This is a genomic window from Peribacillus acanthi, assembly GCF_003073175.1.
Taxonomy (GTDB): Bacteria; Bacillota; Bacilli; order Bacillales; family DSM-1321; genus Bacillus_BN; species Bacillus_BN acanthi.
In genome coordinates this window covers 165703-177657 of the sequence record NZ_QBBX01000007.1, presented here as the reverse complement: position 1 = coordinate 177657, position 11955 = coordinate 165703, and the positions used below count along the sequence as shown (strand labels likewise).

Annotated in this window: 14 protein-coding genes and 1 riboswitch; of the genes, 5 read left to right on the top strand and 9 right to left on the bottom strand. The window is 36.7% G+C overall.

Annotated elements, in window-relative coordinates:
- The 4 genes from DBX25_RS09370 to DBX25_RS09355 all read right to left on the bottom strand — a co-directional run.
- Positions 1-934, bottom strand: a 934-nt coding sequence (locus DBX25_RS09370) for a FecCD family ABC transporter permease (RefSeq protein WP_240620228.1), incomplete at its 3' end; no start/stop codon positions are given.
- Positions 935-945: 11 nt separating this feature from the next.
- Positions 946-1884, bottom strand: a complete 939-nt coding sequence (locus DBX25_RS09365; protein ID WP_108670518.1) for an iron-hydroxamate ABC transporter substrate-binding protein — start codon at positions 1882-1884, stop codon at positions 946-948.
- A gap of 73 nt (positions 1885-1957) precedes the next feature.
- The gene (locus DBX25_RS09360) at positions 1958-2770 is read right to left on the bottom strand and encodes an ABC transporter ATP-binding protein (protein ID WP_108670517.1); all 813 of its coding nucleotides are present in this window, start codon (positions 2768-2770) and stop codon (positions 1958-1960) included.
- Positions 2771-3044: 274 nt separating this feature from the next.
- Positions 3045-3776, bottom strand: coding sequence for a CPBP family intramembrane glutamic endopeptidase (locus tag DBX25_RS09355; protein WP_108670516.1), 732 nt, complete (start codon positions 3774-3776; stop codon positions 3045-3047).
- A gap of 157 nt (positions 3777-3933) precedes the next feature.
- Positions 3934-4083, top strand: a riboswitch (FMN riboswitch).
- Between the two features lie 217 nt (positions 4084-4300).
- Here DBX25_RS09355 and ribD point away from each other — a divergent pair.
- From ribD to ribH, 4 genes are read left to right on the top strand one after another with little or no spacing between them, the layout of a single operon-like run.
- Complete coding sequence (ribD, locus tag DBX25_RS09350) at positions 4301-5404, top strand: bifunctional diaminohydroxyphosphoribosylaminopyrimidine deaminase/5-amino-6-(5-phosphoribosylamino)uracil reductase RibD (protein WP_108670515.1); 1104 nt, start codon at positions 4301-4303, stop codon at positions 5402-5404.
- Complete coding sequence (gene ribE / locus DBX25_RS09345) at positions 5386-6027, top strand: riboflavin synthase (protein WP_108670514.1); 642 nt, start codon at positions 5386-5388, stop codon at positions 6025-6027. The genes ribD and ribE overlap by 19 nt, the downstream gene beginning before the upstream one ends.
- 14 nt (positions 6028-6041) lie before the next feature.
- Positions 6042-7235: a bifunctional 3,4-dihydroxy-2-butanone-4-phosphate synthase/GTP cyclohydrolase II gene (locus tag DBX25_RS09340; protein WP_108670513.1), complete on the top strand. Its 1194-nt coding sequence runs from the start codon at positions 6042-6044 to the stop codon at positions 7233-7235.
- 12 nt (positions 7236-7247) lie between these two features.
- A complete protein-coding gene (ribH, locus tag DBX25_RS09335; RefSeq protein WP_108670512.1) occupies positions 7248-7706 on the top strand; it encodes a 6,7-dimethyl-8-ribityllumazine synthase in 459 nt (152 codons plus the stop codon).
- A 48-nt stretch (positions 7707-7754) separates the two neighbouring features.
- On the opposite strand, the gene DBX25_RS09330 is transcribed toward ribH, so the two are convergent.
- The 3 genes from DBX25_RS09330 to DBX25_RS09320 all read right to left on the bottom strand — a co-directional run bounded on the left by DBX25_RS09330 (position 7755) and on the right by DBX25_RS09320 (position 9840).
- The gene (locus tag DBX25_RS09330) at positions 7755-8306 is read right to left on the bottom strand and encodes a PadR family transcriptional regulator (RefSeq protein ID WP_108670511.1); all 552 of its coding nucleotides are present in this window, start codon (positions 8304-8306) and stop codon (positions 7755-7757) included.
- 71 nt (positions 8307-8377) lie between these two features.
- Positions 8378-9136 carry an ABC transporter permease gene (locus DBX25_RS09325; RefSeq protein WP_108670510.1) on the bottom strand — a complete coding sequence of 253 codons (759 nt, stop codon included), beginning with the start codon at positions 9134-9136 and terminating at the stop codon, positions 8378-8380.
- A complete protein-coding gene (locus DBX25_RS09320; protein WP_108670509.1) occupies positions 9136-9840 on the bottom strand; it encodes an ABC transporter ATP-binding protein in 705 nt (234 codons plus the stop codon). Before DBX25_RS09320 ends, DBX25_RS09325 begins: the two co-directional genes overlap by 1 nt.
- Before the next feature lie 206 nt (positions 9841-10046).
- Here DBX25_RS09320 and DBX25_RS09315 point away from each other — a divergent pair, with 206 nt between their 5' ends.
- Complete coding sequence (locus DBX25_RS09315) at positions 10047-10655, top strand: hypothetical protein (protein ID WP_108670508.1); 609 nt, start codon at positions 10047-10049, stop codon at positions 10653-10655.
- Positions 10656-10707: 52 nt separating this feature from the next.
- Here the strand turns inward: DBX25_RS09315 and DBX25_RS09310 are convergent, their stop codons facing one another.
- Both DBX25_RS09310 and DBX25_RS09305 read right to left on the bottom strand, forming a co-directional pair.
- A complete protein-coding gene (locus DBX25_RS09310; RefSeq protein WP_108670507.1) occupies positions 10708-11223 on the bottom strand; it encodes a CBO0543 family protein in 516 nt (171 codons plus the stop codon).
- A gap of 92 nt (positions 11224-11315) precedes the next feature.
- Positions 11316-11924, bottom strand: coding sequence for a methyltransferase domain-containing protein (locus DBX25_RS09305; RefSeq protein WP_108670506.1), 609 nt, complete (start codon positions 11922-11924; stop codon positions 11316-11318).
- Between the last annotated feature and the right edge of the window lie 31 nt (positions 11925-11955).

Here is an 11955-nt window from a genome sequence, read left to right as displayed (position 1 = left end):
TCCTAGCAGTGGTATCAGCTAATACCATTAATACACTTCCAAAAATCGCAGAACAAGGGATTATCCAGCGGTAATCTGTCCCAACAAGGAACCGGACAATATGTGGGACCATTAATCCTACAAATGCAATTGAACCAACTAATGAAACAGCTGTCCCTGCAAGTAACAGAACGACAATCATCAATATAGTTTTAGTAAGGGCTGTACGCTGCCCTAATCCTTTCGCCACTTCTTCTCCAAAACTTAAGATGGTTAATCCCTTAGAAAACATAATAGCCACTACAATTGCACCTATAACGACAGGAGAAATGAGCTTTAGTTGCAGCCAGTTTGTTCCTAATACCCCACCAGCCGTCCAAAAAGCAAGGTCTTGAGACAACTTAAAATACAAAGCTACACCTTCGCCTAAGGAGGCTAATAAAGCAGAAACCGCAGCTCCTGCTAAAGTTATCCGAATTGGAGTCATTCCGTTTCGACTTAATGAACCTAATCCAAATACCATACCTGCTCCTATACCAGCTCCTACAAAAGATATTATCATAACAGATAAATAAGTAGCGCTTGAATGAAAAGCAAATACACAAGCAAGAGCCATACTTGCCCCAGCATTTAAACCAAGTAGGCCTGGATCAGCAAGAGGATTCCTTGTCATCCCTTGCATGATAGCGCCACTTACAGCAAATGCAGCTCCAACTAGTGCAGCACCTAACTCCCTAGGAAGACGGATACTGCGGATAATTTGATCAGCTGGGTTACTAGAGTCATAGTTAAATATCGAACTCCAGACTGAAAGAAAATCAATGTTGGCGGCACCGACTGAAATAGCAAGAATAATGCTTCCAATCAGAAGCATTATTCCAAATACCAATATTGATGTTCCAACTGCCGGCCTTGAAAATATTTCATTTTCTTGTACCTGTTTGGCTTTGAACATGAGCTATGTCCTTACTTCCCTTTTGTTAGGTTTTCAACAATGAAATCAAGCTCTTTTTCAAGTGAAATAGGATCATTGAAGTAGAATGATGCAGAATCAAATTGGAAGACTTGATTATTTTTTACTGCAGGGATACCTTTCCACACATCTGTTTCCATAAATGAGTTATTGGCAGCATTTCCACCATCACCTACAAAAATGTAATCTCCAGCGTATTGTGGAATAACTTCAGCTGAAATAGCTTTCCATCCGGTCGCAAAAACATCTTGCTCTAATTTCTCAGGAGCCTTTAAACCAAGTGCTTGATAAATTACCTCTGTCCCACGCCCCCAGTTATTACCATATACATATAAATCCTTACCGAAGGATTCAAATACCATAAAAGTCTTATCTTCACCAATAGCTGCTTTTACCTTTTTGCTTGCAGCGTCCGCTTTCTCTTTCCACTCTTCAACCCATTTTTTCGCTTCTTCTTCTTTACCTACAATCTTACCAATTTCAATATGCTGATCTAAGTAGTTATACTTTTCATAAGATAAAGCGATAGTTGGAGCAATTTCTTTATACTTTTCAATATTTTTGTCTGTTGTATACGTAACGATCAAATCTGGATTTAAAGAAATAAGCTTTTCCATAGAATCTTCTGTAACCACTTCAACATCATCAAGCTTACCTTCATAGAATTTGTTTCCTTTTGGCCACTCATTTACTGCGATTGGCGTAATACCTAATTCTAACAAATTCCCTGCATATGAAGCAGCTAGCATTGCTATTCTCTCTGGTTTAGCTGGAATATCAATATCTCCATCTTCACCTTTATAAATTCTTGTTGTAGGTTCAGATTTAGCAGTTGATTTGCTTTCATTTGATGTTTCATTTGCTTTCCCGCATGCAGCTAATAAGACAACTAGTAATATAGCAATAATAGCTAGTAAAATATTTTTTTTCATTGTATTCCTCTCCAATTCCTTAATAATAAGAATCATTCTCATTCAGTTCGAAAAAATAAAACCGCATAGCGGTCTAAGCCAAACCTTCTACTACATGATATTTTTTAATTAAATCATAGGATAGACAAACTGGCTTTCTTGTTCTTGGATCAATTCCAATCTCAGCATCAATGTTGAAAACGCTACGTAAGACTTGAGGTGTCATAATTTCCTCTGCTTTACCTTTTTTGATTATTTCCCCATCTTTCATGGCAACGATATGATGGGCAAATCGTGCAGCTTGATTTAAATCATGAAGTACCATTACAATTGTTCGATTCTCTGCAACATTTAAATGATATAACAGTTCCAGAACCTCTAATTGATGGGAAAGGTCTAGATAAGTTGTAGGTTCATCTAAAAGGATAATGTCAGTTTCTTGAGCTAAGGCCATTGCTATCCATACACGTTGTCTTTGACCACCAGATAAGGCATCAACTGCTCGATCTTTAAATGGTGCTATACCTGTTACTTGGAGTGCCCATTCAATAACTTGCTTATCCTCGTCTTTTAACTTTCCAAGTCCTTTTTGATATGGGAACCTTCCGTATGAAACCAACTCTGCTACCGTTAAGCCTTCAGGAGCATCAGGAGATTGAGGAAGTATTGCTAATTTCTGTGCAATTTTCTTAGTTGACTCTCTAAATATTTCCTTGCCATCGAGATAAACGGAACCTGATTTCGCATTTAGTATACGTGACATCGTTTTAAGGACTGTTGATTTACCGCATCCATTCGGGCCAATAATGGTAGTGATTTTACCATCTGGTATTGCAAGATTTAAATTCGTTACAATATCAACTTCACCATAACCAATTCTTAAATTTTCAGCATAAAGCCGAGACATGTTCTTCCCCCCTTCTCTTTAATAATCAAATATGTAATCACTCTATACGCTTTCATTGAAAATGATTATCAATGTCAATTAGATTTTATTTAATTCAATGCATTGTGTCAATGGTTATTTTAATAAAAGTTTGACTCCGTAAATCTGTTGATTGCTTCGAGTGGTTCTCACCTTCTTTTCAAAACAACATAGCACCAAAATCAACCATAAAATTAAACAAAGCCAAAATAATAAAAGGATCTAACATCTAAGTGTCAGATCCCTATCAAAATTACTATTTTGTCAGTTCAATAGAATTAGTTATTCTATTATCTTTTCTCATTATTCTTTCATAGGCATACCAAACTATGTGGAATAACATGTGACATACGATGGCTCCTATTAATCCAGCATTTAAAAACAACCATCCACATGCTATACCCACAAGAAAATTCATTAACATTGAATAAATCGTGATAATAGGAATGTTTTTTCCTAGTATTTGCTTAGCACCAGGAAGATGGGCCAATCCAAAGAATACTGCAGCTAACACATTCGCACACCAATTTAGAGTATCTGAAGCACCGAAAACAAAACTGCCTAGCCAAATAACCAAGCTCATTAGCCCCCAGCGAAAAATGATTTCTTCAACAACCCCTCCATAGAAAACACGTGTAAGAATTCCTAATTGATTACGTGCAGTATCTATTTTTAGCAAAACTTCTTTTTCAACGTTCTTAGCAAGAAATCCATAATAATAAAGTAAATGCACCACTGCAACAACCACTCCAACCCCTATAGAGATGAAGTTTATTTCGTTTAAAGAGAAAGACGTTTTATCTAGTAATAATACTCCAATTCCAGCGAACAAACTGACTATTAATAGATGAACTAAGAAACCTACGTATATTGGATATTCATCCTCACCTGAATTCCTCTCTTTAATAATCTTTCTTTCTGATAAAATCATAAAACTGACGCCTGGCAAAGCCATAGCAATAATCAGTAGAAACAAATACCCATCCATTTTTAGGCAGTACCCCCTAATATTATCTACTAATATTTTACATTACAAAAAAATTCTAGTAAAACTTTTTCCTAATAATTTCAATATAAGCCCCAAAAAGATAAAAACTTTACTTTTTTAAAATCTGTGCCCATAATAAGAGCAAACTTAATATTGTGTTATCCTTCGGGGTCGGGTGAAAATCCCAACCGGCGGTGATGTATTTTCTCAGAAGAATACTAAGCCCGTGAGCTTCATATTTTCATATGTTTGCTGATCTAGTTAGAATCTAGAGCCGACAGTATAGTCTGGATGGGAGAAGGATGAAAAGCATTGTATCAAAAAAATGATAGAAGCTGTCCCTAGGGATAGTCTACCCTTTTGATGCAATACGCACATTTTTATTCTGAAACACAGGTTTTGTCTAAAAAATTTGACATCGCCTTTGTTTATTTGTGTTGCTTTTCTTTCAAACTACCAATCAGTCCCTTAGGAATTTTTTCCAGGGGGCTTTTTTCATTTTCTTGAAAGGAAGTTTGAGGAGCATGGATGAGAAGTTTATGAAGTTAGCTATCGAAGCGGCAATGGTAACTATTGGACAGACGTCACCAAACCCTGCTGTGGGTGCTGTTGTTGTAAAAGATGGCCGATTAGTCGGGATTGGAGTTCATGTGAAGGCTGGAGAACCTCACGCTGAAGTTCATGCCATAGCAATGGCTGGTGAACATACTGCTGGCTCGACAGTTTATGTAACACTTGAACCTTGTAGTCATTTCGGTAGGACTCCCCCTTGTTCGAACCTTTTAATTGAAAAAGGGGTCAAAAGGGTTGTAATCGCTTGTACTGACCCGAATCCTTTAGTTAGTGGAAAAGGAATTGATTTGTTAAAAAAGGCTGGAATTGAAGTGGTTTTCGGGGTTTGTGAAGCTGAAGCCAAAGAATTGAATAGAGGTTTTTTTACTTCCATTACAAAACAAAGACCCTATATTACCCTGAAAGCCGCATTAAGCTTAGATGGAAAAATGTCTACCGCTTTAGGTGATAGTAAATGGATTACTGGTGAAGACGCTAGAAGAAAGGTACATGAAGAACGATCACAACACGATGCTATTCTAGTAGGCATAGGAACGATTTTACAGGATGATCCTTCCTTAACTGTTCGATTGTCCCATGTAGCTAAGCAGCCTATACCAGTAATCTTAGATTCTAAGTTACGTACTCCTATTGAAGCGAATGTCATTAAAAAACATAAAGGAAAAGTGATCATTTTTGTAGGAAGCGAATGTCAAGAAAGTGAATGGGCTCCTTATATTGAAAAAGGCATACAGATTATTCCTACTGGGACTGCCAAAGTTTCCGTGAATGAAGTAGTAAAAATCCTCGGTTCTAGAGGCATTCAATCGTTATACGTAGAAGGTGGAAGTACGGTCCACTCTTCATTTATTGAACAAAACTTATTTGATGAAATGATTTTATACTATGCTCCTAAATTAATCGGTGGAGCACATAATGGCGTATTTTTAAATGGATATACGATAAGTAAAATGAATGAAGCTCGGACTCTACAATTGAAGTCATTAGAACAAATCGGTAATGATTTCCGTGTTGTCATTAGAAATGAGGTAGTCACATGTTCACTGGAATCGTAGAGGAACTAGGAACAACAAGAAGTATCGTTTCAAACGGCAGAAGCTTAGTTCTGACAATTGGCGCATCCCATATACTCGAAGATGTAACACTAGGTGATAGCATTGCAGTTAATGGGGTCTGTCTAACAGTAACAAAATTTACAAGTGACTTTTTCACTGCTGATGTGATGCCAGAAACTTTTAATGCTACTAATCTAAGATTCTTAAAATCTGGTTCAACTGTCAATCTTGAAAGAGCGATGAAGGCTAATAATCGTTTTGGTGGCCATTTTGTCTCTGGCCATGTAGATGGAATTGGCGAAATTATCCGTGTCACTCCTAGTGAAAATGCAAAGTTATATCATATAAAAATCCCAGCTGATGGTCGTAAATATTGTTATGTGAAAGGAAGTATCACCATTGATGGTACGAGTTTAACGATATTTCAGGTTCAGAATGATATCGTGACCCTATCGCTGATTCCACATACTCGGACTAATACAGTGTTAGGCAATAAAAGTATAGGTGATAAGGTCAATGTCGAATTTGATTTACTTGGAAAGCATGTGGAGCGACTACTAAATTTTCAAAGGACTGATCAAAAGGTAACATCACAATTTTTAGCCGACAACGGTTTTCTATAAGGGAGGTAAAATAAATGTTTTCAACCATAGAGGATGCCTTACAAGATTTAGTCCAAGGTAAGATCATTATTATTTGTGATGATGAAGATCGTGAAAATGAAGGTGACTTCTTTGTTTTAGGTGAACATGCGACACCTGAAAACATTAACTTCATGGCAACCTGGGGACGTGGATTAATATGCGTTCCGGTTTCTGAAAAGATTGCTAGAAAATTAGACTTACCTCTTATGGTTACTGATAATACGGATAAACACGGAACTGCCTTCACAGTTAGTATCGACCACCAAGATTCAACAACTGGGATTTCTGCTTATGAACGTTCTCATACCATCCTTCAAATGTTGAATCCTGATAGCGATGGCTCACATTTCCGTAGACCTGGACATATTTTTCCTTTAGTCGCGAAGAATGGCGGGGTTCTACAACGGGCTGGTCATACAGAAGCAGCGCTTGATTTCTCCCGACTAACGAAAAGCGAAGAAATTGGTGTCATCTGTGAAATTATGAATGAGGACGGCACGATGGCTCGTGTGCCCCATTTAGTTGAAATCGCTAAGCAACATCAGTTAAAGATGGTTACGATTCAAGATTTAATCTCGTACCGTCGTAAAGTGGAAAAATTAGTTCAACGAGAGGTGTCCATCAAGCTTCCTTCTGATTTTGGAGAGTTTCAAATGGTTGGATATACAAGCACGGTAGATGGAAAAGAGCATGTAGCTTTTGTGAAAGGTAAAGTAAATACTGAAGAACCTGTACTCGTACGTGTCCATTCGGAGTGTTTAACTGGAGATGTATTCGGGTCTTCAAGGTGTGATTGTGGGCCACAGCTTCATGCAGCTTTAACTCAAATCGAACAGGAAGGCCGTGGTGTACTTATTTACATGAGGCAAGAAGGACGCGGTATTGGATTAATTAATAAGCTAAAGGCGTATAAGCTTCAAGAACAAGGCTTTGATACTGTTGAAGCCAATCATCACCTCGGATTTGGAGCTGATTTACGTGAATACGGCATTGGCGCTCAAATGCTACAAGATTTAGGTGTTAAAAAGATGCGTCTATTAACCAATAATCCAAGAAAAATTGCCGCTTTGAACGGATATGATTTAGAAGTTATAGAACGAGTACCTTTACAGCTTGAAACAAGAAAAGAAAACGAGAACTATTTAAAAACGAAAAAAGCTAAACTAGGTCATTTACTACAATTTTAGGGGGAACTCATCATGAAATTTGAAGGAAAATTAGTTGGAACAGGATTACGCGTTGGAATCGTTGTAGGAAGATTTAATGAGTTCATTACGAGTAAATTATTGGGCGGAGCAATGGATGCATTGGTCCGTCATGGAGTGGACGAATCCGATATCGATGTGGCTTGGGTACCAGGTGCATTTGAAATTCCTTTAGTAGCAAAGAAAATGGCTACGGGTAAATACGATGCTATCATCACTCTCGGTACAGTAATTCGTGGTGCTACTACACATTATGATTACGTATGTAACGAAGTAGCCAAAGGTGTTGCTTCTGTTTCACTCCAAAGTAACATACCGGTGATTTTCGGTGTACTTACAACAGAAACTATTGAACAGGCTATTGAACGTGCAGGAACAAAGGCCGGCAACAAAGGCTGGGAGTCTGCGGTTGCCGCAATAGAAATGGCGAACTTATTACGAGAGTTTAAATAAAATATTCGATAATGAGGGTGGCCCAAGCTAATGGAGCCCCCTCATTTTTTAAGAAATTGAATTGTCTTGATTTTTCTTTTCATATATCTCTAGCAGAGCATCAACCATTTCAATCTGTATCTCATATTGCTTAAAAATATTCTGGAAGGTTACTTCGGTAATCTCATCAATCTTCATGACCGATCTTTTTACTTCAATCCCACTTTTATGTGCAGCTAGTTCTGTTTCTAACATGATTCTCTGAGCTTGTAAGCCAGCCACTACTTTTTCGGATTCCAATTGTTGAATAAAGCTTAAGGCTGTGTATAAATTACTCGGAAGAGAAACAGAATTTACTTTTAAAGATTCTTCTAATAATATTAGAAACTCCTGCTCTCCTTTTTCGGTAATTTTATAGATAGCTTTGATTCGATGACCTGTTTGTTCGACTGTTTCAACCTCAACTAGCTCTTCTTTCTCCATCTTCTTCAACGCATGATAGATTGAGCCAGGCAGAATCCCTGCCCAGCGATCGGCTTGAGTCACTTGGAGAATTTGCTGTATTTCATATCCTGACATAGGCTTCATCTTTAATAATCCTAGTACCATTAATCTTGTCATATCCACTCTCCTCAACACGAAATAGTCAATGTTGAATATGATTGTATCATACCCTACAATGATTGAGAATATTAGGAAGCATACTTTCTTGTTTTCTTTTCAAATGTGTTCTGTTTGGCTTCCCATTTAAAAGTCGGCACTGACAGGATTAGTGATCCAATCATATATGCAAGCGACACCAGTATACCCATTATCAATGACCGTTCATCACCCATGATACTTCCACTTAAGCCTTTTACATAATGTTCAAACGGCAATAGCTTCCCTATCATTTGGACCCATTGAGGTGCGTTTGTTAGTGGATAGAAAGCTTCACTCATAAAGATCATTGGCAATTGTAGTAAGTTTGATAACATGTTAATTTGAGCTTCATTGTTAGCAAAGTTTGCAATCAAAAATCCAATGCTTGTAAAACAAAGTGTTCCAATCAACACCAGTAACAGAGTGGAGATACTAGACATCATCGAAATGTCAATTTTCAGGAACAATACACCAATAAACCAAACTGTCATATTCAAGACTACTCCAATAACCGTTCTTGCTAAAGTCATAATGAAAACGAAGGAGAAAATGGGCATCGGTGTTAACTTCAACAGTTTATATACACCTTTGTTTCGTTGATAATGAACTTGAAACGCTATCCCTTGCATACCCCAAAAAATGGTACTGATAGCAGTCACCCCCGTAAGGATTCTGACATGCATTAATCCTTCATCAAAATATAAACCTAATCCAACCAGTAATACAATGGGAAACACCAACGCATATCCGACACTAATTCTATCTCTTAAAGATGTTACAATCATGGAACGGAAAATTACATTTAACATTATAATTCCTCCTTTGTAGTCAAATTCAAATATAGTTGTTCAAGGTCTGTCACATTGTGTTCCAAACATAATTGCATTGGTTCACCTTCTGCAATAATTCGTCCCTGGTCAATCATGATAACCCTTTGTGCTAACTTAAGAACTTCATCCATATCATGGGATGTAAAAACCACTGTCTTTCCTTCTGTGAAAAGTTGTTTTATAAGCTGGTGGATTTCTTGTCTGGCTCGCGGATCTAATGCTGCTGTAGGTTCATCTAAGAAAACTAATTCAGGATCATGAACGAGCGCTGCTGCAATAGCCAACCTCTTCTGTTGACCACCAGAAAGCTTTGAAGCCTCCGTGTCCTTACTATCAATTAGCCCCCATTTCTTTAATATCTGCTCCAAATAGCCATTTGAAAAAACCTGTTTATAAAACGCTGCAAACAATTTCAAATTCTCTAAAGCTGATAAGCCTGGAAAGAAAGGCACTGATTGCAATTGAACACCAATATTAGCCTTATACTTTTCTAACCAGTAATGGATCTTCCCTTGGTCTGCATTCCGGAGACCAACCAGCATTTCCAAAGTAGTTGATTTTCCTGCTCCATTGGGTCCAATCACTGCTAAAATTTCATTCTGGTGAATATCTATATCCACTTCTCTTACAATTTTTCGTGTTCCATAAATCTTTTGCAGTCCAGTTGCTTGGATATAATTCATCTTTCATCCTCCTAATAATTTAATATTGTTTACTCAACGTTGAGTATTTATATTTAACCATAATATATTACGTCGCCATTAAAAAGTAAACATTTTCCTTTAAAGAAATTTCGACAAACACTGCATTTGTAACCTAAAGGAATCCAGCTTCATATAGATAAGTATCATGAATTTCCTAATGATCCTGTGCAAAGGAGGTCTATTTCATGGAAAATTCTAGTCCTTCCCAGTATGACCGGTATAGTGAAGTGATGCTTAAACAAAAAATCATTCACCTTAGCTCTGAGCTGTCCAAATATAAATCGCAAGTGAAGGATTTCCGAGAAAGTTACCAATTCAGTAGAGTCGAGAAATTGATTGAAGAAAATAAAAAACTATCTGAAATGGTCCACAAATATGAACATCAAGCTGCGGCAGTGGTAACCGAAAACGTGATTGCACAACACGTAGAGATTGAGAAAATCCCAGTCTATGAAGAGATAGAAGAAATCCAAGAGGAAGAAAATCACTCGTTACTTACACATTATCAAGAAAAAATTGCCCAATACGAAAAGAAAGAAAAACAATGGAAGAAAGCCTTAAAAAAGTTTAAATCGCTTCAAGAAGAAAATGACCGATTAAATCGCTTAAAGGAAGAGTTAGAAGATAAATTAGCTAATGAAGAAGAGTATTATCATAATCTGTTAGTGCGAGTTAGCAGATTGAACTCAGACTTATATAATGCTAATCAACGCGAACAACAACTGCAGAACCAGTTAAGTACACTTCAAGATCAACTCGAATATTTGCAAGCTAATTCGACTAAAAATGAATAAAAAAAAGGGAGCATCCTATTGTATTACTAACTGGATGCTCCTATTTTCTTATTCATTTCATTTTATCCAGGCTAACATCAAAAATAACTGATAAAAAGCCGATAAATATCGTTGAAAGTAATAATGCTAATACCGGTTTTTTATAATGGATTCTAATAATTGTAAACATGACTACATTAAACCACGCTGACCAAACTAGACTCCACCCGTTATGATAGGTAATCGAGCCTAATAGAACAGACACATGCTCAAGAACTACAAAAATACAGACAAACAAGAGAATATATAACGCCTGCCTTAATTTGGTATGGGTGTCAGGATAATGGGATAAAAAAACAAACACTGATAGTGGCATACCAACGAGCGAAAGTAGGAGGATCGGGATAGTTTGATTGGGCAGTCCATTGGGTTCCATAGCCCACATTGGATAGTTAAAGCAAATGACTTCATATAACAAATTACCAACAATAGCAAAAAGCATAGTCGGATAATATTCCTTCCAATTTTCCAAGTCGCCCCACTTCCATACTGCTAATAACCAAAGAATTGAGTATGCCACTGCAACCATTTAGTAACGTCCCCTTTTTTACTGTCTTAAAATAGGATTCGTTATTATTGATTTTGTAATACATATAAACACAAGAAGAAAAAAATTATTCTTCAATAACTTAGATGATATATTAGGAATCGTTCATTAGGATTGTTTGCGTATTTTCCTGGAAGTTTGACCTCCAATTTTAATTCAAAAAGAGTTTGGTTCTCCAAATAGAAAATATAATCTTCTGATGGATAATACAAAACTATTTCAACATCTCTCTTTTCTTCCTCTATCGATAATAAGATTTTGTTAATTATATTCATAAACACTTGAATAGAAAAAGGATTAAAAAAATAAAATCGATTGTCTGACGGATTAATTTCATACTCTTCTGCATAGCACAAAAGAAAATGGACTTTATCTAAATTCTTTTTTGTTTTCTTTAAGTAATTCATTCTATTTTCCATCGCTTGCTGATATAATGGCTCATTCATTTCAATCCCAACTACTGAGGCATTAAAATGATGATTGATATAAAAAACTAAACGTCCTTTTCCACAACCAAAATCGACTACGAAATCATGATTTTTCAGTTCATAGTGCTGGAATAATAAGTCTAGGGCTTGGTATGGAGTAGGTTCATAACGATGATAATGTAAGGACGTATTAAAACCCTTTTGGTTCTCCGCTGTTCTTATGTTCAATAATGTATCATAATACTCTTCGTTCATTTTCTCTCTCCTAAACTTTAATCCTCTGGTT